Annotated in this window: 18 protein-coding genes and 1 tRNA gene; 8 read left to right on the top strand and 11 right to left on the bottom strand. The window is 66.0% G+C overall.

Annotated elements, in window-relative coordinates; genetic code table 11:
• Nucleotides 1–41 precede the first annotated feature (41 nt).
• From FEZ61_RS07495 to FEZ61_RS07480, 4 genes are all read left to right on the top strand, one after another.
• Nucleotides 42–995, top strand: a complete 954-nt coding sequence (locus FEZ61_RS07495; RefSeq protein WP_093252587.1) for an alpha-E domain-containing protein — start codon at nucleotides 42–44, stop codon at nucleotides 993–995.
• Nucleotides 992–1,792 carry a transglutaminase family protein gene (locus FEZ61_RS07490; RefSeq protein ID WP_093252582.1) on the top strand — a complete coding sequence of 267 codons (801 nt, stop codon included), beginning with the start codon at nucleotides 992–994 and terminating at the stop codon, nucleotides 1,790–1,792. The genes FEZ61_RS07495 and FEZ61_RS07490 overlap by 4 nt, the downstream gene beginning before the upstream one ends.
• A 95-nt stretch (nucleotides 1,793–1,887) precedes the next feature.
• Nucleotides 1,888–2,625, top strand: coding sequence for a proteasome-type protease (locus FEZ61_RS07485; protein ID WP_173148037.1), 738 nt, complete (start codon nucleotides 1,888–1,890; stop codon nucleotides 2,623–2,625).
• 533 nt (nucleotides 2,626–3,158) lie between these two features.
• Nucleotides 3,159–3,248, top strand: a tRNA-Ser gene (locus FEZ61_RS07480).
• Nucleotides 3,249–3,321: 73 nt separating this feature from the next.
• On the opposite strand, the gene FEZ61_RS07475 is transcribed toward FEZ61_RS07480, so the two are convergent.
• The 3 genes from FEZ61_RS07475 to FEZ61_RS07465 form a co-directional block, all read right to left on the bottom strand.
• Entirely contained in the window at nucleotides 3,322–4,134 is an 813-nt protein-coding gene (locus FEZ61_RS07475; protein WP_017642193.1) for an HDOD domain-containing protein, read from the bottom strand.
• Nucleotides 4,135–4,318: 184 nt separating this feature from the next.
• Complete coding sequence (lpxH, locus tag FEZ61_RS07470) at nucleotides 4,319–5,047, bottom strand: UDP-2,3-diacylglucosamine diphosphatase (RefSeq protein ID WP_173148035.1); 729 nt, start codon at nucleotides 5,045–5,047, stop codon at nucleotides 4,319–4,321.
• The gene (locus FEZ61_RS07465; protein ID WP_007158996.1) at nucleotides 5,044–5,538 is read right to left on the bottom strand and encodes a peptidylprolyl isomerase; all 495 of its coding nucleotides are present in this window, start codon (nucleotides 5,536–5,538) and stop codon (nucleotides 5,044–5,046) included. The genes lpxH and FEZ61_RS07465 overlap by 4 nt, the downstream gene beginning before the upstream one ends.
• 146 nt (nucleotides 5,539–5,684) lie before the next feature.
• On the opposite strand from FEZ61_RS07465, the gene FEZ61_RS07460 reads away from it, so the two are divergent.
• Together FEZ61_RS07460 and cysS are read left to right on the top strand one after the other, a co-directional pair.
• The gene (locus FEZ61_RS07460; RefSeq protein ID WP_173148033.1) at nucleotides 5,685–7,373 is read left to right on the top strand and encodes a glutamine--tRNA ligase/YqeY domain fusion protein; all 1,689 of its coding nucleotides are present in this window, start codon (nucleotides 5,685–5,687) and stop codon (nucleotides 7,371–7,373) included.
• The gene (gene cysS / locus FEZ61_RS07455) at nucleotides 7,373–8,758 is read left to right on the top strand and encodes a cysteine--tRNA ligase (protein ID WP_173148118.1); all 1,386 of its coding nucleotides are present in this window, start codon (nucleotides 7,373–7,375) and stop codon (nucleotides 8,756–8,758) included. Before FEZ61_RS07460 ends, cysS begins: the two co-directional genes overlap by 1 nt.
• Nucleotides 8,759–9,226: 468 nt before the next feature.
• Here cysS and FEZ61_RS07450 read toward each other — a convergent pair whose 3' ends face one another.
• On the bottom strand, nucleotides 9,227–10,537 hold the full coding sequence (locus tag FEZ61_RS07450) for a DEAD/DEAH box helicase (protein WP_173148031.1): 1,311 nt from the start codon (nucleotides 10,535–10,537) through the stop codon (nucleotides 9,227–9,229).
• Between the two features lie 138 nt (nucleotides 10,538–10,675).
• Between FEZ61_RS07450 and FEZ61_RS07445 the strand changes: the two genes are divergently transcribed.
• Nucleotides 10,676–12,568, top strand: a complete 1,893-nt coding sequence (locus FEZ61_RS07445) for a hypothetical protein (RefSeq protein WP_064308248.1) — start codon at nucleotides 10,676–10,678, stop codon at nucleotides 12,566–12,568.
• A gap of 18 nt (nucleotides 12,569–12,586) precedes the next feature.
• On the opposite strand, the gene FEZ61_RS07440 is transcribed toward FEZ61_RS07445, so the two are convergent.
• From FEZ61_RS07440 to FEZ61_RS07410, 7 genes are all read right to left on the bottom strand, one after another.
• Nucleotides 12,587–13,702 (bottom strand): FUSC family protein, encoded by a 1,116-nt coding sequence (locus FEZ61_RS07440; protein ID WP_242455108.1) that lies wholly within the window; start codon nucleotides 13,700–13,702, stop codon nucleotides 12,587–12,589.
• 108 nt (nucleotides 13,703–13,810) lie between these two features.
• A complete protein-coding gene (locus FEZ61_RS07435) occupies nucleotides 13,811–15,055 on the bottom strand; it encodes a TIGR03862 family flavoprotein (RefSeq protein WP_093252559.1) in 1,245 nt (414 codons plus the stop codon).
• 46 nt (nucleotides 15,056–15,101) lie between these two features.
• Nucleotides 15,102–16,343, bottom strand: a complete 1,242-nt coding sequence (locus FEZ61_RS07430; RefSeq protein ID WP_042133367.1) for a zinc-dependent alcohol dehydrogenase — start codon at nucleotides 16,341–16,343, stop codon at nucleotides 15,102–15,104.
• Between the two features lie 154 nt (nucleotides 16,344–16,497).
• Nucleotides 16,498–17,274: an NYN domain-containing protein gene (locus FEZ61_RS07425; protein ID WP_064308245.1), complete on the bottom strand. Its 777-nt coding sequence runs from the start codon at nucleotides 17,272–17,274 to the stop codon at nucleotides 16,498–16,500.
• 12 nt (nucleotides 17,275–17,286) lie between these two features.
• On the bottom strand, nucleotides 17,287–18,213 hold the full coding sequence (locus FEZ61_RS07420; protein WP_173148029.1) for a histone deacetylase: 927 nt from the start codon (nucleotides 18,211–18,213) through the stop codon (nucleotides 17,287–17,289).
• A complete protein-coding gene (locus tag FEZ61_RS07415) occupies nucleotides 18,210–18,842 on the bottom strand; it encodes an exopolysaccharide biosynthesis protein (protein WP_064308243.1) in 633 nt (210 codons plus the stop codon). The genes FEZ61_RS07420 and FEZ61_RS07415 overlap by 4 nt, the downstream gene beginning before the upstream one ends.
• Nucleotides 18,839–20,455, bottom strand: a complete 1,617-nt coding sequence (locus tag FEZ61_RS07410; RefSeq protein ID WP_093252545.1) for a histidine kinase famiy protein — start codon at nucleotides 20,453–20,455, stop codon at nucleotides 18,839–18,841. Before FEZ61_RS07410 ends, FEZ61_RS07415 begins: the two co-directional genes overlap by 4 nt.
• Before the next feature lie 171 nt (nucleotides 20,456–20,626).
• Between FEZ61_RS07410 and tesB the strand changes: the two genes are divergently transcribed.
• Entirely contained in the window at nucleotides 20,627–21,487 is an 861-nt protein-coding gene (gene tesB / locus FEZ61_RS07405; protein WP_017642206.1) for an acyl-CoA thioesterase II, read from the top strand.
• The last annotated feature ends 23 nt before the right edge of the window (nucleotides 21,488–21,510 follow it).

Below are 21,510 nucleotides of genomic sequence, written 5' to 3'. Positions count from 1 at the left end.
CTACGGCGGCCTCGCAAGGACCTTTGAAAGGCGACCCCACCATGCTGAGTCGTACCGCTGCCGATCTGTACTGGATGTCCCGCAACCTGGAGCGCGCCGAGAATCTCGCGCGGATGCTGGACGTCAGCTATTCGCTGTCGATGATGCCGCAGAGCGGGCAGGGCGGAGGCCTGGACGAGCTGGCCATGCCGTTGCTCATCACCGGCACCCTGGATGACTACCGGGAAAAGCACGGCGCCCTGCACCCCGAGCGCCTGCTGCATTTCTTCGCCTTGGACGAGCGCAACCCCGGCAGCATCTATTGCTGTCTGCAGGCTGCGCGCAGCAATGCCCACGCGGTGCGTGGGCGCATCACCGCCGACATGTGGGAGAACGTCAACTCCACCTGGCTGGAGATGCGCGAGATCGCCGTTACCGGCCTGATCCGCTTCGGCATCAGCCGTTTCTGCGAGTGGGTCAAGGAGCGTTCCCATCTGTTCCGCGGCGCCACCGTCGGCACCATCATGAGAAACGACGCCTATCGCTTCATCCGCCTGGGTACCTTCGTCGAACGCGCCGACAATACCCTGCGCATGCTCGACGCCCGCTACCAGGTGCTCGGCGAAGAGGAAGCGGAAGCCATCAGCGATGCCTCCGCCCGCGGCTTCTATCAGTGGAGCGCCTTGCTGCGCGCCCTGAGCGCCTTCGAGGCCTACACCGAGCTCTATCGCGATGCCCTCAACGTGCGCAACGGCGCCGAGCTGCTGCTGTTGCAGGAAGACCTGCCGCGCTCGCTGCTGGCCTGCGTGATCGAGCTGCACCGGGTGCTGGTCAGTCTGCCCGGGGAGAATGGCCGCGAGGCCAAGCGTCTGGCCGCGGGTCTCGAGGCGCGGCTGCGCTACACCAGCATCGACGAGGTGCTGGACGAAGGCCTGCACGCCTGGATCGGTGATTTCATCGTCCATGTCCGCCAGCTCGCCAGCGCCATCAACACCGCTTACCTGGAGGCCGTATGAGGCTCGCGATCCATCACGAAACGCTTTATCGCTATGCCGATCAGGTCCGCGCCAGCATCCAGTACCTGCGCCTCACGCCTCAGGACGATGCACGCCAGAAGATCCTTGGCTGGGAGCTGGCCTTGCCACGGCCGGCGCGGGCGCAACGCGATCCCTTCGGCAACATCCTCCATGTGCTGACCCTGGACACCCCGCATGACGCCATCACCATCACCGCCAGTGGTCAGGTGGAAATCGACGAGGGCTTCGAATCCGAGCCCTGCCAGGCCTCACCCTTTCCCTTCCTGCGTCAGACCCGGCTGACCGAGGCCGACGAAGCGCTGACCGCCTTCGCCCGCGAGGTCTGCGACGGGCGCCAGGATCGCGACAGCCTGATCCAGCTGATGGAGCGCCTGCACGAGCGCATGATCTATGTACCCGGCTCCACCGAGGTGGACGGCAATGCCGCCCAGGCCTTCGCCAAGGGCGCCGGGGTCTGCCAGGATCATGCCCATGCCTTCCTGGCCTGCGCCCGCAGCCTGGGCATCCCGGCGCGCTACGTGTCCGGCTATCTGTGCACCGACGACAGCGCGCACCTCTCCAGCCATGCCTGGGCGGAAGCCTGGCATGACGGCGCCTGGTACAGCTATGACGTAACCAATCGCCTGACCCGACCGGAGCGCCACCTGCGGCTGGCCATCGGCCTGGACTACCTGGATGCCTGCCCGGTACGCGGCATGCGCCGCGGTGGTGGGGTGGAGCACATGGAGGCCAAGGTGCTGGTCGAGCCGTTGCAGCAGGTGCAGCAACAGCAATAATCAGCACTGCCGGCAGCGTACGAAGAGACGGCCAGGGGCCGTCTTTCTTTTTCCTCGCCGCTGCGGCAAAAATCGTCTCGATACCCGAGGTTCGCATGACCTATTGCGTCGCCATGAAACTGCACGACGGCCTGGTGTTCGTCGCCGATTCCCGCACCAATGCCGGAGTCGACAACATCGCCACCTTTCGCAAACTGCATCTGTTCCGGATTCCTGGCGAGCGCCTGATCGCCATCCAGTCGGCAGGCAACCTGGCTACCTCCCAGGCGGTCATCAGCCTGTTGCGGCAGCGCCTGGACAGCGAACAGGACAACCTGCACGGAGTGCCCACTCTGTATGAGGCCGCCCGCTTGCTAGGGCAGACCTTGCGCGAGGTCCTGCAGCGCGATGCCGAGGATGCCCCCAGCGGTCATGGCCTGGATCTGAGCTGTTCCTTTCTCCTGGGCGGGCAGATCCGCGGCGCGGAGCCGGAGTTGTTCAACCTCTATCCCCACGGCAATTTCATCGGTGCCACCGAGGACACGCCCTGTTTCCAGATCGGCGAGAGCAAGTACGGCAAGCCCATCCTGGATCGGGCGCTGACCTTCGCAACGCCGCTGGAAGAAGCCCTGCGCTGCGCGCTGCTGTCCTACGACGCCACCATTCGCAGCAATCTATCGGTGGGGCTGCCGCTGGATCTGGTGGTCTATCCGCGCGATGCGCTGGCGCAGGTCAGCAGCCATCGGATCGACGAGCACGATCCCTACTTCCAGGCCTTGCGTAAAGGCTGGGGAGAGGGGCTGCGTGACTTGCTGGCAGCCTTGCCGGCAGCACCAGCGGATTATTGGCGCTAGGGATCAGCCAAAGAACCGGGAAAGATTGGGGATGACCAGTACGACGGTGGTGACGATGAGCACGAAACTCGCCTGACGCCACTTGGGGACGGGATTCTTGAACATGACTTGGGGCCTTTATTGTTAGCTGTTTGAAGCCTTTACGTCTTCAGCGGGAAGCGCTTGCGCGACAGCGGCATGCAGTTACTGATACCCGCAGGCTTGAGCACTATCCAGTAGCTATAGAACATAAATTTCAGTTTTGTGGCGATGACCGGCCAGCCGGTTATCAAAAATGTCGCACTAGACGATTTCTCCTTTGCTTTCAGGCAATTGGAAAAATGCTTGCGACGCTACCGTTGGTCGGAGGTATAGAAGGTAACGCAGGGCAGAGAAGCGACTGACCGGTCATCCCGTGAACGGCGCAGAGCAGCGGACTTTCCCAGCCCTGCGTGCAAATGTATGAATCGATTGAAGAAAAAGCTTGCCATCGAAATCGCCTTTGCCTATAGTTGCGCGCCTCGGTGATGCAGATGCAGCCGCCGAGCAAATCTGGTGAGGTGTCCGAGCGGTTGAAGGAGCACGCCTGGAAAGTGTGTATAGGAGAAATCTTATCGAGGGTTCGAATCCCTCCCTCACCGCCAGATCTGAGAGAACCCCTGAGAGCCCAGCTCCAGGGGTTTTTTCTTGCCTGCGATTCGGCCAGGCTTCGGTGGATCAGGCCGCCTGGGCGAAGGTCGCGGCGGTATCCCGGGCGTTGGGCAGCACGGCCGTCAGCTGTTCCAGGTCGATGCTGGCGAACAGCGGACCGCTCAGGTCCTGCACCTTGCTGTCACCAACATTCTCCTGCAGCACCTCGGCCACGGCGACCGCCTGGGCCACGATCAGCGCATAGCCGTTGCCTTCCGGTGCCTGCAGCGGGCGGGCCTGGTAGCCAATGGCGTCGCGCAGGACCTGGGGCAGCTGCCAGCGGCGGGCCAGTTCGGCACCCACTTCCGGATAGCCGAAGCCCAGTTGCAGGGTCTCGTCGGCGGCGCGATGGCTGCTGGCGGTGGCGCGACCGGCCAGGCTCGGTGCCAGTTCGGGGGCGCCGCTCTGGATCAGCAATTCGCCGATGTCGTGGAGCATGCCGCAGGTAAAGGCGGTTTCCTGGTCTAGGCCGGCCTGCTTGGCCAGTGGCTTGCACAGGCTGGCGACCAGAAAGCTGTTGTACCAGAAGGCCTGCAGATCGAAGCCGGGCGCGGCCTTGAAGCCGCCAGCGAAGGCCGAGGCCAGTACCAGGGTGCGCAGGGTGTTGAAGCCCAGGCGCAGGGCGGCGTCTTCGATGCTGGTGGATTCACGGGCGCCGCGGAAGCGCGCCGAGTTGGCCAGGCGCAGCACCTTGGCGGCGATGACTGGATCGCGCGCCACGGTGCGCGACAGGGTTTCGATGCTGGTGTTGGGGTCGTCGAACTGCTGGATCAGGACCTGCGCCACTTCGGGGACGTTGGGCAGGTTGTGCAGCTGGGCAAAGAGGGTGTCGAGTTGCATGGGCGTCTCCGCGGAAAAGGGTTACATCTCCTTACACCCTCGTCATCGGTCGCCTGCGCGGATTTCTGTAGCGGTCATGTGACGATCGGTCGCAGCCGGAGTGGCCGCGACCGGGTAGCCAAGCAAAATTGCTTTGCTGATCAGGTAATTGCTGCAAGAAAGCCAGGCATGCCTGGCCGCGCTATTACCGTTCGTCGAGAGCGAAATCGACCTGGGTCAGGCCCGCTTCGCTGGCTTCCAGCACCCAGCCTCGGCGGTCCCAGTCCCCCAGCACGATACGCTCGGCCGGCTGGCCATCGAGCAGCAGCTCATGGTGGGCGGGTCTGTGGGTATGACCGTGGATCAGCGTCGTCACCCGGGCGGCGCGCAGTTCGCGCTCGACTTCGGCCTCGGTGACATCGGTGATGTCCATGGCCTTGGCGCGGGTCTGCTGGCGACTCTCGCTGCGCAGCTTGCGCGCCAGCTTCTGGCGGCTGGCCAGCGGCAGGTGGCGCAGGACGAAGAGGGTGAGGGGATGGCGCAGGATGCGACGCAGCTTCTGGTAGCCCTCGTCGCGGGTGCAGAGGGTATCGCCATGCATGAGCAGCACGCGGCGACCCGGGAAGTCGGCGATATGGCGATCCGGCAGCAAGCGGCAACCCGCCTGGCGGCAGAAGGCCTTGCCGATCAGGAAGTCGCGATTGCCATGCATCAGATAGACGGCCGTGCCGCTGTCGGCCAGCTGGCGCAGGGCGGTGGCGATCTCCTGCTCGAAGGGCCCCATGGCGTCATCGCCGATCCAGGCTTCGAACAGATCCCCAAGGATGTACAGCGCCTCGGCACCGCGGGCACGGGTTTCGAGGAAATGCAAAAACGCCCGGACCAGGTCCGGGCGTTGCGGTTCGAGATGCAGGTCGGAGACCAGTAGAATCACTCGACGATCTCGGCCTTCTCGATGATCACGTCTTCGCTCGGCACGTCCTGGTGACCGGCCTTGCTGGTAGTGGCGACGCCTTTGATGGCGTTGACCACGTCCATGCCCTCGACCACCTTGCCGAACACCGCATAGCCCCAGCCCTGGCTGGTGGGCGCGGTGTGGTTGAGGAAGGTGTTGTCGGAGACGTTGATGAAGAACTGCGCCGAGGCGGAGTGCGGATCCATGGTGCGGGCCATGGCGACGGTGCCGATCGCGTTGGAGACGCCGTTATTGGCTTCGTTCTTGATCGGGGCGCGGGTCGGCTTCTGCTTCATGCCCGGCTCGAAACCACCGCCCTGGACCATGAAGTTGCTGATCACGCGGTGGAAGATGGTGCCGTCGTAGTGACCGCTCTTGACGTATTCCTTGAAGTTGGCCGCGGTTTCCGGCGCCTTGTCCTCGAAGAGTTCCAGGGTGATGACGCCGTGGTTGGTGTGCAGCTTGATCATGGCAGCGAATCCGTAGCTAAGGGGGACAGCATCCAGACCCGGCGAGGGCCTCAAGGGTTTCGCCGGGACTTGACGGGTTGGGCTATGATACGGGTTTACCTTTGCCCGGCCTACCCTGGCCGTGCGTCTGCCCAGTTAAGGATCCCATGAGCAAGCCGACTTCCGACTCGTCCACCGCCGCCAAAGCCGCCCCCGCGCATTTCCTGCGGCAGATCGTCCAGGCTGACCTGGACGCCGGCAAGCAGGCCAAGATCGTCACCCGTTTTCCCCCGGAGCCCAATGGCTACCTGCACATCGGCCACGCCAAGTCGATCTGCGTGAACTTCGGCCTGGCCAAGGAATTCGGCGGCGACTGCCATCTGCGCTTCGACGACACCAACCCGGCCAAGGAAGACCAGGAATACATCGACGCCATCAAGAGCGACGTGCACTGGCTGGGCTTCGACTGGGCCGGCGAGGTGCGCTATGCCTCCGCCTACTTCGACCAGCTCTACGCCTGGGCGGTGAACCTGATCGAGCAGGGCCTGGCCTATGTCTGCGACCTGACGCCCGAGCAGGCTCGCGAATACCGCGGCAGCCTCACCGAGCCGGGTCGCAACAGCCCCTTCCGCGACCGTTCGGTGGCCGAGAACCTGGACCTCTTCGCCCGCATGAAGGCCGGCGAGTTCAAGGACGGCGAGAAGGTGCTGCGCGCCAAGATCGACATGGCCTCGCCCAATATGAACCTGCGCGATCCCATCCTCTATCGCATCCGTCACGCCCATCATCACCAGACCGGCGATGCCTGGTGCATCTATCCGAGCTATGACTTCACCCATGGCCAGTCCGATGCCCTGGAAGGCGTGACTCACTCCATCTGCACCCTGGAGTTCGAGGACCACCGTCCGCTGTACGAGTGGTTCCTGGCCAAGCTGCCGGTGCCGGCCCAGCCGCGCCAGTACGAATTCGCCCGCCTCAACCTGAACTACACCGTCACCAGCAAGCGCAAGCTCAAGCAACTGGTGGACGAGGCCCATGTGCACGGCTGGGACGACCCGCGCATGTCCACCCTGTCGGGCTATCGCCGCCGTGGCTACACCCCGGCCGCCATCCGCAACTTCTGCGAGATGATCGGCGTGACCCGTTCCAATGGCGTGGTCGACGTGGCCATGCTGGAATTCGCCATCCGCGAGGACCTGGACCAGAACGCTCCGCGCGCCATGTGCGTGCTCAAGCCCCTCAAGGTGGTGATCACCAACTACCCCGAGGGCCAGGTAGAGAATCTGGAGCTGGCACGGCATCCCAAGCAGGATCTGGGCGTGCGCCAGCTGCCCTTCACCCGCGAGCTGTACATCGACCAGGGCGACTACGAAGAGAATCCGCCCAAGGGCTACAAGCGCCTGGAGCCGGGTGGCGAGGTGCGCCTGCGCGGCAGCTACGTGATCCGTGCCGATGAGGCCATCAAGGATGCCGACGGCAACGTGGTCGAACTGCGTTGCAGCTACGACCCGGACACCCTGGGCAAGAATCCCGAGGGCCGTAAGGTCAAGGGCGTGATCCACTGGGTGCCGGCCGAAGGTAGCGTGGAGTGCGAGGTGCGCCTCTACGATCGCCTGTTCCGTTCGGCGCAGCCGGAGAAGAGCGAGGAGGGTGGCAGCTTCCTCGACAACATCAATCCCGAATCCCTGGTGGTGCTCAAGGGTTGCCGTGCCGAGCCGTCGTTGGCCCAGGCCCAACCGGAAGACCGCTTCCAGTTCGAGCGCGAAGGCTACTTCTGCGTCGATCTGAAGGACTCGGCACCCGGCAAGCCGGTGTTCAATCGTACCGTGACCCTGCGCGATTCCTGGGGGCAATGATGGCGCTGCACCTCTACAACACTCTGACCAAGACCAAGGAAGCCTTCACGCCGCTGGTACCAGGGCAGGTGCGCATGTACGTCTGCGGCATGACCGTCTATGACTACTGCCACCTGGGGCATGGTCGCAGCATGGTGGCCTTCGACGTCATCACCCGCTGGTTGCGCCATAGCGGCTATGAGCTGACCTACGTGCGCAACATCACCGACATCGACGACAAGATCATTAAGCGCGCCAATGCCAACGGTGAGCCCTTCACCGACCTGGTGGCGCGGATGATCGAGGCGATGCACGAGGACGAGGCGCGGCTGAATATCCGCAAGCCCGACCAGGAGCCACGCGCCACCGATCACATCGATGGCATGCACGCCATGATTCAGACCTTGATCGACAAGGGCTATGCCTATGCCCCGGGTAACGGCGACGTCTACTACCGGGTCAACCGCTTCGCTGGCTATGGCAAGCTGTCGCGGCGGCGCGTCGAGGACTTGCGCATCGGCGCGCGCATCGAGCCGGGCGAGGCCAAGGAAGATCCGCTGGACTTCGTGCTGTGGAAGGCCGCCAAGCCGGGCGAGCCGAGCTGGCCGTCGCCCTGGGGCGCCGGGCGACCGGGCTGGCACATCGAGTGCTCGGTGATGTCCACCTGCTGCCTGGGCGAGACCTTCGACATCCATGGTGGCGGCAACGATCTGGAATTCCCGCACCACGAGAACGAGATCGCTCAGAGCGAGGCGGCCACCGGCAAGACCTACGCCAACGCCTGGCTGCACTGCGGGATGATCACCATCAATGGCGAGAAGATGTCCAAGTCCCTGGGCAACTTCTTCACCCTGCGCGAGGTGCTGGAGAAGTATCACCCGGAAGTGGTGCGCTACCTGCTGATCGCCAGCCACTACCGCAGCCCGATCAACTACTCGGAAGACAACCTGCGCGAAGCCAAGGGTGCTCTGGAGCGCTTCTATCACTCGCTCAAGGGCCTGCCGCAAGCACCGGCGCAAGGCGGCGAAAGCTACGCCGAGCGCTTCGCCCAGTGCATGGACGACGACTTCAACACCGCTGGTGCCTGCGGCGTGCTGTTCGAGCTGGCCCGCGAGATCAACCGCCTGCGCGAGAGCGATCCTGCCGCGGCGGCTGGCCTGGCCGGGCGTCTGCGCGAACTGGGTGATGTACTGGGCGTGCTGCAGCTGGAGCCGGAAGCCTTCCTGCGCGCTGATGCGGCGGGGCGGGTGGATGCCGCCGAGGTCGAGGCGCTGATCCAGGCCCGGCTGACTGCGCGCGCGGAAAAGAACTGGGCGGAATCCGACCGCATCCGCGACCAGCTCACCGCTCTGGGCGTGGTACTGGAAGACGGCAAGGGCGGCACCACCTGGCGCCTGGCGGAGTAAGCGACGCCTAGCATATCGCGGCCATGGCGGTCCGCCGATGCGGCCGCTCCTACGGGGCCGGGCCGCCGTAGGTTAGGTTGAGACGGCTCCATCGTCGAAGCCCAACAGTGCGGGCTCTGGGCAAGACCCGTTTGGCTTCGCAGCGCGCAGCCCAACCTAATGGCCGTTCCTACGGGCTGGCGCTGTTTTCGTAGGTTGGATTGAGACGGCTCCATCGTCGAAGCCCAACAGTGCGGGCTCTGGGCAAGACCCGTTTGGCTTCGCTGCGCGTAACCCAACCTAATGGCCTTTCCTACGGGCTGGCGCTGTTTCCGTAGGTTGGGTTGAGACGGCTTTATCGTCGAAGCCCAACAACCAGCTCCAAGCAAGACCTGTTGGGCTTCGCTACGCTCAGCCCAACCTAGGGTCTGTTACGGTCATGGCCGCAATCAACCGTCTACCGCCATTCCACCGCGCTAAGCCTTACGGTTACTTGCGTGGCTTGCCGAAGCCGGGCGACTTGCGCACCGACTTGACCTTGGGTTTGCCGTCTTCCACCCAGCGACCCAGGGGCTTGTCGGATACCGGTCCACCCACCTTGGGTTTCTTCGGCTTCTTGGGCTTCTTCATGACCAGTCCGCCCGGACCGGTCTGGGGAACGCGGTGGTCGGGGATGAAATCCGGCTCGTCGCGGCGCACGAGGATCTGGCCGATCAGCGTCTCGATGGCCGCCAGTTGCTCGACTTCATCGGCGCAGACCAGCGAAACCGCCTGGCCCTGGTTGCCGGCGCGGCCCGTCCGGCCGATGCGGTGGACATAGTCCTCGGCGACGATGGGCAGGTCCAGGTTGACCACCAGCGGCAGGTCCTGGATGTCCAGGCCACGGGCGGCCACGTCGGTAGCGACCAGGATGTCGGCCTCGCCGGCCTTGAAGCGGGCTAGGGAGCGCAGTCGCGCGGGCTGGGGCTTGTCGCCATGGATGGATTCCGCCGCCAGCCCCTCGGCCTGCAGCGCCTCCACCAGTTGTTCCACACCCTTGCGGGTCTTGGCGAACACCAGCACCTGGCCCTGGCGACCGCTGCGATAAAGGTGCAGGAAGAGTTCGGTCTTGCGCTTCTTGTCGACCGGCACCACCCACTGCTTGACGGTGACCGCGGCGGTGTTGCGCGGACTGACGTCGATAGTCTGGGGATCGCGCAGCACCGGGGCGGCCAGCTGACGCACGGCGTCGGAGAAGGTCGCCGAGAACAGCAGGGTCTGGCGCTTGCGCGGCAGCATGACGAACAGCTCGCCCAGTTGCCGGGAAAAGCCCAGGTCGAGCATGCGATCGGCTTCGTCCAGCACCAGCAGCTGTACCTGGTCGAAGCGCACGGCGTTCTGGTTGAACAGGTCGAGCAGGCGCCCGGGGGTCGCCACCAGCACGTCCACGCCCTTGCGCAGCTTCATCATCTGCGGATTGATGCTCACGCCACCGTAGGCCACGGCGGTACGCAGGGGCAGGTGCTGGGCATAGTCACGCAGACTGGCATGAACCTGCTCGGCCAGCTCGCGGGTGGGGGTGAGGATCAGGGCGCGAATATGGTTGGGCGCTACCGCCGGGCCTTCCTGCACCAGTCGCTGCAGGAGCGGCAGTCCGAAGGCGCCGGTCTTGCCGGTACCGGTCTGGGCGGCGGCCAGCAGGTCGCGACCGGCCAGCACCGCCGGGATGGCCTGGCGCTGGATGGGCGTGGGGGAGCTGTGCTCCAGGGCGGTGAGCGCCTGCAGCAGCGGATCTATGAGGCCGAGGTCGGCAAAGGTCATGACAGGCCCGGATGGCGTCGAAAAGGGAGCGAATTCTAGGCCGACTGTGAAGCGCGCTCAAACTTTGTAGCCAGGCGGCGGCTGCAGCCGGAATCCCGGCACGGCATAGTGGTCAGTTGCGTGGCTACAGGAGACCCCATGAGCGCTACCCCTACCTTGCCCCCGGTGCTGGCCGGTCCGCTGCTGCGGCGCACCGAAGCGTCCCGGTTGCTGCTGTGGCTGGTGACCCGCTCGGCCGAGACGCCCGTGCCGCGGCTGTGGCAAGGGGCGACCGAGCTCGGCGTGCAGGGGGAGACCCAGTGCCTGCGCCTGGGCGAGCAGGCCTATCTGCAGCTGATCGAGGTCCGACCGGACACCGAGTTGCCCACGGACGCCTTCCTCCACTACGACCTGCAGCTGAGCGCCGGCGGAATCCGCGACTGGGCGCCGCATCTGCTCTCCGCCGAGGGTGAATTGCCGCGCTTCGTCCTGCGCGCGCGTTTCGATCATCTGCTGCACGGCTCCTGCCGCAAGCCCCACCATGCCTCGGCCGATGGCCTGCTCGCCGTGGATCGCCTGCTGCAGGCCTGCACGACGCCCGAGGAGCGGCCCGCGGCCTTGCTGCTCACGGGCGATCAGGTCTATGCCGATGACGTCGCCGGGCCGATGCTGCTGGCGGTGCAGGCGCTGATCCGCCGCCTCGGGCTCTATGGCGAAGACCTCGAAGGTGCGGTGGTGGCGGACAGCGAGGCGCTGATGGCCCATGCCGCCAACCTCTATCACCGCGAGGACCTGCTACCGGCTTTCAAGTCCAACCGGGCGCTACGCGAGAAATTCTTCGGCGGGGTGGAGAAACCCATCTTCACCTCCACCAATGCCCACAACCACCTGGTGACCCTGAGCGAGGTGCTGGCGCTCTATCTGCTCTGCTGGTCGCCGACGCCCTGGACCCTGATCGAGGTCGTGCCACCGGCGCTCGACGCCAAGGACGGTGAGCGCTACGCCACCGAGTCGCGCTGCATCGAGGGCTTCGTCGCGACCCTGCCCCAGGCGGCGCGGGCCCTGGCCGGGGTGCCGACGCTGATGATCTTCGACGACCACGACGTCACCGACGACTGGAACCTCTCCGCGCGCTGGGAGGAGACCGCCTACGGCCATCCCTTTTCCCGGCGCATCCTCGGCAATGCGTTGCTGGCCTATCTGCTCTGCCAGGCCTGGGGCAACGCCCCGGAAGCCGTGGCCGAACCCCTGGCCGCCACGGCCCGGCTGCTGGACACGGCGGGGGACGACGGCAAGCTGGAATGTGCGACGCAGAACGCCTGCATCGACGACCTGCTGCGCTTCCAGGGCTGGCACTACGTGCTCAAGACCAGCCCGCCGCTGATCGTGCTGGACACCCGGACCCGTCGCTGGCGCAGCGAGCGACGCCTGGAGCACCCCTCGGGGCTGATGGACTGGGAAGCCCTCTGCGAATTGCAGCAGGACCTGCTGGACCATCCCTCGGCGGTGATCGTCTCGGCCGCGCCCATGTTCGGCGTCAAGCTGATCGAGGCGGTGCAGCGCATCTTCACCTGGTTCGGCCAGCCGCTGATGGTGGATGCCGAGAACTGGATGGCCCACCCCGGGGCGGCCAAGACCATGCTCAACATCTTTCGCCACCGCCGCACCCCGGGCAACTACGTGGTGCTCTCCGGCGACGTGCACTATTCCTTCGTCTACGACATCCGCATCCGGGACCGACGCGGTGAGCCGCGGCTCTGGCAGATCACCAGCAGCGGCATCAAGAACGAATTCCCGCCGCGCCTGCTGGCCACCCTGGACCGGCTCAATCGCTGGCTCTATGCGCCCTGGTCGCCGCTCAACGGCTTCACCAAGCGCCGCCGCTGGGAGCTGCAACCGCGCCTGCCGGATCGCCGCGAGGCCGGCGAGCGACTTTGGAACGGTGCCGGCATCGGCCAGGTGCTGCTGGACGCGGAAGGGCGCCCGGCGGTGATCCGTCAGCACAATGCCGATGGCTCGCCGGCCACCGAGTTCGTCGAGCGCCCGGGCTGAGCTCGGCGCCGCCGTGCCTTAGGGCCTTCCGGGTGACAGGCGCCTGATCAGCCAGGTCGAGAGCCAGTACACCGGCTCCAGCACCAGAAAGCCCAGCAGGATACCGCCCAGCCGGGCCAGGCCCGCCACCGGGTCGATATGGTCATAGTGGTCAGGCACCATCACCACCAGAAACGCCAGCGCGAACTGCATGCCGAGATAGCCGATACCGAGCGGACCGTTCTCGAGGTGTCTGCCAATCAGCACACCGAGCGCAACGCCCGCCAGCGTCAGCCAGAGGCTTTCCTGGCTGACCAGCAGCAGGAGGGCCGCCAGGCCACCCCCGAGCAGGCAGCCGAGCATTCGATGCAACAGCCTTCTGGAGACCGCCTTGCCGGCGCTGCTCAGGCCGTCGAAGGGAACCACCATGACCGCCAGGATGGTGATGGCCGCCTGGCTGACATCCACCCCGACCTCTGCCGTCGCGCCCAGGGACAGCAGGGCCAGGGCCAGACCTCCCTGCAGTGCATGGCGCAACGCCAGGGGCTGCCAGACACCCAGGGTCCGCGGCGTCGAGGCCACCGTGGTTGGCGTCCTGGGCCACAGGCGCGCACGGACGCCGTAGGTGGACAGCGCGCTCACCAGCACGCAGGCCGAGGTGCCGAGCGCCACCTCCAACAGCCGTGACAGGGCGTATCGCTCGAGCTGATCGGGCGCCTGGAGGCTCGCCAGGACCACCATGGCGTAGGTGAGGCCGCCCAGCAACCAGGCATAGCCATAGCGGCCCACCAGTGTCAGATAGAGGGTGACGCTGCCCACCGTGCCCAGCAGGATGGCCTGCTCGTAGGGGTTCAGCTGCAGGTGGCGCAGGACCAACAGGGCACCGGCGGCGCCGATACCGGTACCCAGCACCCGCAGGCAGCCGCGCGAGAAACTGTCGCGGACATCTGACCTCATCACGATGTAGCCGCTGAACGCCGCCCAACCGGCATGCTGAACCCCGGCCAGGTGGCCGAGCAGGATCGCCAGAAAGACCGAGGTCAGGGTCTCCAGTTCGTCGACCAGACGGCGCCGGTCGCGGCCGAACTGGCGGAGATCGCCTGCCAGATCGCGCAACAACTGCCTGAATTCCGACAACGCCTGGGAAGGGGGCATGGATCCATGATGAGTGCCGTGGTCGCTGCCTATGCTACCGCGCCCGAGCGCCGTCTGGCAGCACAGGGGCCGGCCGCGAACGGCAGAGGCGCATCGCGACCGGACCGCTCAGGCCGAGCTGCCGCCAGCGGCCAGCCAGCGCAGCACCCCCTGGCCCGCTGCCCGGCCGCTGGCGAAGCAGGCCGTGAGCAGATAGCCGCCGGTGGGTGCTTCCCAGTCGAGCATCTCGCCGGCGCAGAAGACGCCCGGCAATTGCCGCAGCATCAGGCCAGCGTCCAGCGCTTCCAGGGGCACGCCGCCCGCGCTGCTGATCGCTTCCGCCAGGGGCCGTGGCCTGACCACGGTGAGGGGCACGGCCTTGCAGGCCTGAGCCAATCGGCCCATGTCCTGGAAGGTCTCCGGCGGAGCCAACTCGCGGAGCAGGGCGGCCCGGGCGCCGTCGATCCCGGCATGGCGCCGCAGGTGGTTGGCCAGGGACTGGCTACCGCGGGACTTGGCCAGGGCCCGGCCGAGTTCGGCCAGGTCACGCTGCGGCGCCAGATCCAGGGTCAGGGTCGCCTGGCCATCCCGTTCGATGGCCGTGCGGATCTCGGCGGACAGCGCATAGACCAGGCTGCCCTCGATCCCTGTGTCGGTCAGCACGAATTCGCCCTGGCGTGGCGGCTGACCCGGAAGGGCCAGGGCGGCGGGCTTGATCGGCGCGCCGGCGTGGCGGGTCTTGAGGAAGTCACTCCAGCCAGCCACCTCGAAACCGCAATTGGCCGGTTCCAACGGGCGCAGTCTGATCCCCCGCGCCGCCAGCAGCGCCTGCCAGGCCCCATCCGAGCCGAGCCGCGGCCAGCTGCCCCCGCCCAGTGCCAGCACCGTGGCCTGGGGCTGCAGCAGACGCTCGCCCTCCGGGGTGGCCAGGCGCAACCGGCCCTCGGCGTCCCAGCCCAGCCAGCGACTGCGGGTGTGGATGCGCACGCCCTGGTCGCGCAGCCGATGCAGCCAGGCACGCAGCAGGGGCGCGGCCTTCATGTCGGCGGGAAATACCCGGCCCGAGGTGCCGACAAAGGTCTCGATGCCCAGCTCATGGATCCAGGCGCGCAGGGCATCGCTGTCGAAGCTGTCGAGCCAGGGGCTGACTCCGCTCTCGCGCTCGCGATAACGCTGGCGAAAGGCGGCCTGCTCCTCGGCATGGGTAATGTTCATGCCACCCACGCCGGCCAGCAAAAACTTGCGGCCCACGGAAGGCATCGCATCGAAGAGATCCACAGGGACGCCCGTGGCGGCCAGGGTCTCGGCCGCCATCAGCCCGGCGGGGCCACCCCCTATGACAGCGACGGCGGGCGTGGCGGAGAGGAGAGACATGGCGGCATCCAGGAGCTGAGAAAAACCGCCATTGTACGCGACGCGACTAGACCACGCCGGCTTGGCCCAGGGGCGCTGCCAGGGGTTCTTCCAGCCGCTCGGGAATCAGCGGCTCGCTGCGTCCGGGCGTCAGGATCACCTTGCGGCAGTCCTCCTGCTTCTTGTCGAAGATCTTGTAGCCCTCGACCGCCTGCTCCAGGGACATCCGGTGGGTGATGATGGCCTCCGGCGCCAGGTCACCGCGCTCGATGTGTTCGAGCAGCTCCGGCAGATAACGCTGCACGTGGGTCTGGCCCATCTTGAAGGTCAGGCCCTTGTCGAAGGCGTCACCGAACAGGAAGCCGTGGATGAAGCCGGCATAGACCCCGGGCACGCTCACGGTGCCACCGCGCCGCACGGCCGCGATGCACTGGCGCAGGGCCTTGCCGCTGCTGCCTTCCAGCTTGAGGTTGGCGAGGATGGTCTCGGTGGTGCTGCCCTTGGCCTCGAAGCCCACGGCATCCACGACTCCATCCACACCCCGCTTGCCGGGCGTCTGCTCGATGATGGTGGCCGCCGGATCGTCGTCCTCGTCGAAGTTGATCGGGATGACGCCATAGGTCTGCTGGGCATAGGCCAGGCGATAGGGGTGGTGATCGACCATGAAGATGCGCTCGGCGCCCAGCATCCGCGCACAGGCCGCGGACAGCAGGCCCACCGGGCCGGCGCCATAGATGGCGATGCTCGATCCTTGACCGATGCCGGTGTTGAGCACGGCCTGCCAGGCGGTGGGCAGGATGTCGGACAGGAACAGCACCTTTTCGTCAGCCAGGGTGCCGGGCACCTTGAAGGGACCGGTGTTGGCCTTGGGCACGCGCACGTATTCGGCCTGGCCGCCCGGTACGCCGCCATAGAGGTGACTGAAGCCGAACAGCGCCGCCCCCGGCGGGATCTGTTTCTTGTTGAGGATGGCGCCGCGGCCGGTGTTGGTGGTCTCGCAGGCGGCGTAGAGATCCTGGTTGCAGAAGAAGCAGCTGCCACAGGCGATGACGAAGGGAATCACCACCCGATCGCCCTTCTGCACGGCGGTGACGGCCGGGCCGGTTTCCTCGACGATGCCCATGAATTCGTGGCCGAAGATATCGCCGTGTTCGACGGTGGGGATCTTGCCGCGGTAGAGGTGCAGGTCCGAACCGCAGATGGCCGTGGCCGTCACCCGCAGGACGATGTCGTCGGCGTCCTGGATGGTCGGATCGGGAACGGTATCGACGCGGACATCGTGGGCACCGTGGTAGGTCAAGGCTCGCATGGCGGTCTCCGTAGGGCGGTAAGCACCTAGGGTGGAGGCCGCCGCAAGCCGAGCGGTTCCGCGAGGTCGGACCGATGGTATGGCGATCTGATAGCGACAGTTCGCGACTTTTCGCCGCTATTGCCCGGGCCAGAGCCGGGCAGGCGCAGCGGTGTCAGCGGTTGCGGATATAGACGGCCTTGCCGGCGCTGCCGTCGGCGGGATCGCGTTCCTGGACCTCGAAACGATCGCCATGGGCCTTGACCAGGCCGCTGAATTTGCGATGCCCATAGAGGCGGGCGTCGAAATCGGGACGCACCTTGCCCAGGTTGGCGCCGACCATGCCCAGATTGGCCCAGCCGCCTTCGTCGGAGGCGTCTTCCACCGCCTGCTCGATGAGCTTGAGAATGGTGCTCAGCTTGGGCTTGCCACGGTTGGTGGTGGCGGGCTTGTCGCTCGTGCTGGCGGTCTCGCGAGATTCCTCCCGTGGCTTGGACCTGAGGATCTCGGTGTAGATGAATCTGTCGCAGGCCGACACGAAGGGGTCCGGCGTCTTCTCCTCGCCGAAGCCGTAGACCGTCAGTCCTTCCTCGCGCAGCCGCGCCGCCAGGCGGGTGAAGTCGCTGTCGCTGGAGACCAGGCAGAAGCCGTCGAAGCGGCGGGTGTAGAGCAGGTCCATGGCGTCGATGATCAGAGCGCTGTCGGTGGCGTTCTTGCCCTTGGTGTAGCCGAATTGCTGCACCGGCTGGATGGAGTGGTCGAGCAGCACCTTCTTCCAGCTGTTGAGCTGCGGCTGGGTCCAGTCACCGTAGATGCGCTTGACGCTGGCCACGCCGAAGCGGGCGATCTCGGCCATGAGGCCATCGACGATGGCCGCGGGGGCATTGTCGGCGTCGATCAGCACGGCCAGGCGCGCCTGGCTGGATTCGGGTGTCTTGGCGGTCTTGCTCATGAAAACTCCCGTTCAGTTCAGACCCAGCTCCTGCCAGACCTGGGTCGCGGTGTGATGGAGGATGCCGTGGCGGCGGGCGAGGGCCAGGCGATCGGCCGAATAGCCGCCGCCGATGACCCCTACCACCGGTATATCCGCCGCCAGGCAGCGCCGCAAGACCAGGCCGTCGCGGGCGGCGAGGCCGGCGTCGGTCAGGTCCAGATAGCCGAGGGCATCGTCGCGATGGACGTCCACCCCGGCGTCGTAGAGCACCACGTCGGGCTGATGGAGCGGCAGCAGGTAGCCCAGGGCGTCGTCGAGCACCCGCAGGTAGCCGGCGTCGTCCAGCCCGCGCGGCAGGGGGATGTCCCAGTCGCTCTGCGCCTTGCGCGCCGGATAGTTGGTGGCGCAGTGCAGGGAGACGGTGACGGCGTCCGGCACCTCGGCGAGGATGCGTGCCGTGCCATCGCCCTGGTGGACGTCGCAGTCCAGGATCAGCACCCGTCCGGCGCGCCCGCTTTCCAGCAGCGACAGCGCCAGGATCGCCAGGTCGTTGAAGATGCAGAAGCCGGCCGGATAGTCGTGATGCGCATGATGGGTACCCCCGGCGAGGTGACAGGCCAGGCCATGACGCAGCGCCAATTCCAGGGTGAGCAGGGAGCCGCCCACGGCGCGGATGGTGCGGCGCACCAGGGCTTCGCTCCAGGGCAGGCCCAGCTGGCGCTGCAGCGGCGGTGCCAACTCTCCGGCCTGGAAGGCCCGGATGTAGTCCGGTGCATGGGCCAGCGTCAGCAACTCGTCCGGGCAGGGTTCGGGGCGCCGCCAGTTATCGGCGCCCAGGATGCCGCTGGCACTCAGGTGCTCGTGCAGCAGACGGAATTTCTCCATCGGAAAGCGATGGCCGGCGGGGAAGGACGGACTGTAGTCCTCGTGGTAGACCAGCGGCAGGCGGGCGCTCAAAACACCAGGAGCTCCAGGATGAACCAGAGGATACCGGTGCAGAAACCCAGCGCCAGGAGGAACAGCAGGCCGTCACGGGCGATCAGCGACAGGGCGAAAGAGGTCAGCGCCAGCCCGGCCGTGGTGTTGGCGAAGGGCACCAGATCCAGCACCGGCATGGTCGCGGCGATGAGAATGCAGAGCAGGGCGGTGACGAAGTGCGCGGGCCGCGAGGTGAGTACCCGCAGGCGCGACTTGACCACCTTGTCCACCCAGCGCGCCGGCCGCTGCAGCAGGCGCAGCGACTTGCGCAATTTGCCGCGCGAGATCGAGCGCTGCAGCACCCAGCGCGGCAGCCAGAAGTGGTCACGCCCCATCAGCAACTGGCCGCTCACCAGCATGACGAAGACGGCGATGGCGGTGGCGATGCCGGGAATGCCGGTCAGCGGCGAGATCGCCAGTACCCCTGGCAAGAGGATCATGGGACCAAAGGAGCGACTGCCGATGGCATCGATCAGGTGCTGCACCGAGACCTGGCTGGGGCTGTTGCCCACCCGCTCCAGACAGGCCAGAAAGCTCTGGAGGTCCACCGGGCCATCCTGCCCGGTGTCGCAGCTGGCGGGCTCGCGCTCCAGGGCTTCGTTCTTCATGGCTGGGCGCTGTCCAGCATGCGGCGGATCCAGCGGGTCAAATCCTGGCGGCCATAGGGCTTGTTGAGAATGGGGAAGCGCTCGCCGTTGCCTTCCTCCAGTTCCAGGGCGTTGTTGGCATAGCCCGTGGTGAGCAGGATGCGCAGCTCGGGTTGGCGCCGCTGCGCCTCCTTGGCCAACATCACGCCATTCATGCCGCCGGGCATGATCAGGTCGCTGAATAGCAGGTCGATGGCGGGTTCGCGGGCAAGGATGTCCAGCGCCTGCTGGCCATTGTGGGCGACCAGCACCTGGTAGCCGGTCTCTTCCAGAATGGCCTGGGCCAGGGCCGCCACGTCCGGGCGATCGTCCACCACCAGGATGGTCTCGGAACCGCCGCCGTCCTCGTGCGGGGTCGGCAGGGGCGCCGGATGGTCGCGCGCCTCCTCTTCGGAGACCGGGAAGTAGAGACGCACCGAGGTGCCTATGCCGACTTCCGAATATAGCCTGACCAAGCCGCCCGACTGCTTGAGAAAGCCATAGACCATGGACAGGCCCAAGCCGCTGCCCTGGCCTTCGTCACGGGTGGTGAAGAAAGGATCCAGGGCCCGACCGAGCACGTCGGTGGACATGCCGCAGCCGGTGTCGGTCAGGGCGATGCAAACATAGTGCCCCTGGGCCAGGCCGCCGTGAGCCAGATCCTGGCCATTGACCTCGACGTTGAGGGTCTCCAGGGTCAGGGTGCCGGTACCTCGCTCCTGCATGGCCAGGCGGGCGTTATCGACGATATTGAGCAGCGCCGTCTCTAGCTGGATCGGATCGAGCCGGCAATTCCACAAGGCCGGTGCCGGCCGGAAGATGAAGCGGAAGGGCCCGCCCAGCGCCTGGGACAGGCGCCCCTGACGGGCCTCAATGAGTTTGTTCAGGTCCACCGCGCGCCCGGTCAGGCGCTGCTTGCGGGCAAAGGCCAGCAACTGCTGGGTCAGGGTGGCTGCCCGATTCACCGCGTCACGGGTGTTGTCGACATGGCGCTTGGCCTTGTCCTTGTCCAGTTCCGGACGATCCAGATTGATCCTCAGGATGTCCAGGTAGCCGACCATCACCTGCAGCAGGTTGTTGAAGTCGTGGGCGATGCCCCCGGTGAGCTGGCCGAGGGCTTCCATCTTCTGCGCCTGCCGCAGGGCGTCCTCGGCGTCGCGGCGGCGGGAGACGTCCAGCTGCGAGGCGAAGTAGTAGAGCAGCTGGCCCTGGGGATCGAGCACCGGGGAGATGAACAGCGCGTTCCAGAAGGTCGAACCATCCTTGCGGTAGTTCAGCAATTCAATGTCGCAATCCCGTTGCTCGCGCAGCGCGCTGCGGATTTCAGCGATGTGTTCCGGGCGCGTGTCCGGGCCCTGCAGGAAGCGGCAGTTACGGCCCATGACCTCGTCCAGCGCGTAGCCCGTGGTGCGCAGGAAGGACTCGTTGGCGAAGATGATCGGATTATCCGGCTGGTGCGGATCCGTCACGATCATCGGCATCCGGGTCTTTTTCACGGCGGCAAAGAAGATGTCGTCGTGCCCGAGACCCTTGCCCAGCTCCGCGATCTTGGCCGCGGACGGATGGGGAGACGAGGCGTTGGCGGTTTCGGTCATGGGGAGGAAGCCTGCGAGCGGACAGCGGTACCCTCATTGTGACCGCTTATGGGGCCACAAGCTCCACCAGTTATCGTCATACGATGAGTAATGTGTCTGGAAGCACGGCGAACGCACAGGATTTGACCGGTTTTGCGTATGATGATCGCTCTCTGTCAAGGAACCCTTCCCATGAGCAAGGTGCTGGACAACCTGGTCGAACTGCTGACCCTCGAATCCCTGGCCCCCGATCTGTATCGCGGCGGCAGCCAGGATCTCGGCTTTCCCCAGCTCTTTGGTGGGCAGGTGCTGGGGCAGGCGCTGTCAGCGGCCAGCCAGACCGTGCCCGAGGCGCGCCAGGTGCACTCCCTGCATGGCTATTTCCTGCGCGCCGGTTCGGCCGTGGAGGCGGTGACCTACCAGGTGGATCGCATCCGCGACGGGGGCAGCTTTTCCACCCGCCGGGTCACTGCCTTCCAGGGTGAACAGCCGATCTTTTTCTGCAGCGCTTCCTTCCATATCGAAGAGCCGGGCTTCGAGCATCAGACCACCATGCCGGACGTGCCCGCGCCCGAGACGCTGCAATCGGAGATCGCCCACGCGCAAAAGTACGCCGAGCTGATTCCTGCGCCCTTGCGCGACAAGCTGCTCGGGCCGCGGCCGATCGAGATGCGCCCGGTGGTCTTTACCGACCCCTTCAAGCCGGAGCCCACCGAGCCGGTTCGCCACGTCTGGTTCCGCGCCACCGGCGATCTGCCGGACCAGCCGGCGCTGCATCGCTATCTGCTGGCCTATGCCTCGGACTTCAATCTGCTGCCCAGCTCGCTGCTGCCCCACGGCACCAGTTTCTGGGATCGCTCGCTGCAGATCGCCAGCCTCGACCATGCGGTCTGGTTCCACCGCGATTTCCGCCTGGACGACTGGTTGCTCTACGCCATCGACAGTCCCTGGGCCGGCGGGGCTCGCGGTCTGTGCCGCGGCAGCATCTACAACCGCGCGGGACAGCTGGTGGCCTCGGTGGCCCAGGAAGGACTGATTCGCAAACGCGGCTGAGACCAAGCCCTCTAGCTGGCTAT

The organism is Pseudomonas sp. MS15a(2019) (assembly GCF_013277805.1).
GTDB classification, from domain to species: domain Bacteria; phylum Pseudomonadota; class Gammaproteobacteria; order Pseudomonadales; family Pseudomonadaceae; genus Chryseomonas; species Chryseomonas benzopyrenica.
This window is presented reverse-complemented; position numbering and strand designations above follow the sequence as displayed.

Bases quoted from the DNA above. Each gene is read 5' to 3' on its own strand.
- FEZ61_RS07495 (WP_093252587.1), top strand. From the start codon at position 42: ATGCTGAGTCGTACCGCTGCCGATCTGTACTGGATGTCCCGCAACCTG.
- FEZ61_RS07465 (WP_007158996.1), bottom strand. From the start codon at position 5,538: ATGATCAAGCTGCACACCAACCACGGCGTCATCACCCTGGAACTCTTC.
- FEZ61_RS07475 (WP_017642193.1), bottom strand. From the start codon at position 4,134: ATGCAACTCGACACCCTCTTTGCCCAGCTGCACAACCTGCCCAACGTC.
- FEZ61_RS07490 (WP_093252582.1), top strand. From the start codon at position 992: ATGAGGCTCGCGATCCATCACGAAACGCTTTATCGCTATGCCGATCAG.
- FEZ61_RS07450 (WP_173148031.1), bottom strand. From the start codon at position 10,537: ATGACCTTTGCCGACCTCGGCCTCATAGATCCGCTGCTGCAGGCGCTC.
- FEZ61_RS07415 (WP_064308243.1), bottom strand. From the start codon at position 18,842: ATGAAGAACGAAGCCCTGGAGCGCGAGCCCGCCAGCTGCGACACCGGG.
- FEZ61_RS07435 (WP_093252559.1), bottom strand. From the start codon at position 15,055: ATGTCTCTCCTCTCCGCCACGCCCGCCGTCGCTGTCATAGGGGGTGGC.
- FEZ61_RS07485 (WP_173148037.1), top strand. From the start codon at position 1,888: ATGACCTATTGCGTCGCCATGAAACTGCACGACGGCCTGGTGTTCGTC.
- FEZ61_RS07445 (WP_064308248.1), top strand. From the start codon at position 10,676: ATGAGCGCTACCCCTACCTTGCCCCCGGTGCTGGCCGGTCCGCTGCTG.
- tesB (WP_017642206.1), top strand. From the start codon at position 20,627: ATGAGCAAGGTGCTGGACAACCTGGTCGAACTGCTGACCCTCGAATCC.
- FEZ61_RS07460 (WP_173148033.1), top strand. From the start codon at position 5,685: ATGAGCAAGCCGACTTCCGACTCGTCCACCGCCGCCAAAGCCGCCCCC.
- FEZ61_RS07410 (WP_093252545.1), bottom strand. From the start codon at position 20,455: ATGACCGAAACCGCCAACGCCTCGTCTCCCCATCCGTCCGCGGCCAAG.
- FEZ61_RS07425 (WP_064308245.1), bottom strand. From the start codon at position 17,274: ATGAGCAAGACCGCCAAGACACCCGAATCCAGCCAGGCGCGCCTGGCC.
- FEZ61_RS07430 (WP_042133367.1), bottom strand. From the start codon at position 16,343: ATGCGAGCCTTGACCTACCACGGTGCCCACGATGTCCGCGTCGATACC.
- FEZ61_RS07440 (WP_242455108.1), bottom strand. From the start codon at position 13,702: ATGCCCCCTTCCCAGGCGTTGTCGGAATTCAGGCAGTTGTTGCGCGAT.
- cysS (WP_173148118.1), top strand. From the start codon at position 7,373: ATGGCGCTGCACCTCTACAACACTCTGACCAAGACCAAGGAAGCCTTC.